The organism is Bartonella sp. MR168JLCBS, assembly GCF_042194175.1.
This window is the reverse complement of the sequence record NZ_JBHIMP010000074.1, coordinates 1-1453: the sequence shown is the minus strand read 5'-3', so window position 1 is coordinate 1453 and position 1453 is coordinate 1. Positions and strand designations below refer to the sequence as shown.

The 1453-nt window shown below is 42.7% G+C and carries 1 protein-coding gene and 1 pseudogene; both read right to left on the bottom strand.

The window, feature by feature from the left end; genetic code table 11:
- Positions 1 to 687 (bottom strand): hypothetical protein (locus tag ACFIK8_RS09170; RefSeq protein WP_375669242.1); only part of this gene is annotated, 687 nt, incomplete at its 3' end.
- 13 nt (positions 688 to 700) lie between these two features.
- Positions 701 to 1453 (bottom strand): annotated as a pseudogene (locus ACFIK8_RS09165) (phage portal protein); the annotation flags it as partial.

Here is a 1453-nt window from a genome sequence, read left to right as displayed (position 1 = left end):
TGCTTGGTTCTGATAGCCAAGATTTTGCGCTATTCTATAAATCTCTTCTGCCGGATTGAGATCTCTTTGTGCACAAGTCGCTACAATCGTACGCAATTCATTCCTTATGATCTCAGAAATTGTGTTTGGATCTGCATACTCAGGATAAAGTGACGACCAAGAACTCAATTCCTTCGCACGCTTCTCATAAAGAAAATTTGCCGCATCACCAAAATCACTGGATTTATTTTGAAACGACTTAACAGAATTGTTGAAAAACTGACCAAGACGTATATCATGCTGCTGCTGTTCCTCAGCTTGTCTTAGCGCTTCTTTCTGTTCCCTAATATACGCATCCTGCTCTCGAATCTTTTTTCCTATCCAACCCATATAACCAATAATGTCTTGTGTAGGGTCTGGGGGTGCATTTTCACCTTCAACCATTGGCGTCTGGGATTGGGGTTCATAAAGCTTGACAAGCGCTTCACGAGCTTGTTTGGCTTGTTGCTCCATACGCTGCTGTTCTATACTAGGAACAATCTCTGAAGGCTTTTCAACGGTCTCTAAAACCGGCTCTGGAGACGTAATGTCATCATTATCAATCGTTTCACCATCATAAGTGCCAGCATCAAAAGAGCTCTCATCATCAAAGACCGGTGCTCCAACTCTGTAATCTTCATTCATACCTTCATTCATTTCTGCATTCATTCTTTCACCTCTCTTAACTATGCATACCTCTGTGTAATGCTATTCGCTCTCGCATGATCTGATTGTGTGCCTGAGTATTGAGAAGCTTCTGCCGTTCAATGTCATGGCGCTGTTGCATCATTTCTGCTTCTAATTCCGCTTTCTTTTGACGCATAAACAGATCAATCTGCTTTTGTTGCAAATCCATCTGATGCATCTGTGCTTTCGTCTCTAAGTCTTGTTGCTTTTCCTGCAACTTCATTTCCTGCTCGGGGTCCATCTGCTGTTGTTGTGCCATTTGTTGCTGTTGGAACTTCTCACTGACACGATTAAGCAATGACGCCGGCAATGGAGAATAACGAAGTAGATCAAGCATAATATCCGGTGTAATGGCATTTTGGAGCAATGGAAGAAGCTGTGTGATGATACCGAAGGTGCGCTCTTTCTCATTCGGGCTGGTTGGCGCATCATCAACAACAATGTCATACTCAACACTCGTTACTTCTTCACGCGTCAATGGAATATATTGCGCATTCTCCTCACCAGATATCCGTACCAAACGACCATCAGACAAATAATTCTGTATAAGGTGTAAAATAATCTTACCTTGCCGCTTGCGATACAAACGTAAGCCATCAAACAGACAAGCAAGCAGATTTAAACTGGATTGGCGTCGTTGTGCCTCCAAAATACCCGCTTGTGTCACTTCCCTTGTGCCAATGAATTCGGGGGATAAACCAGTCACCTGATTAATTGCTTCCTTAGCTTCATTAAACAGCTGGAAAAA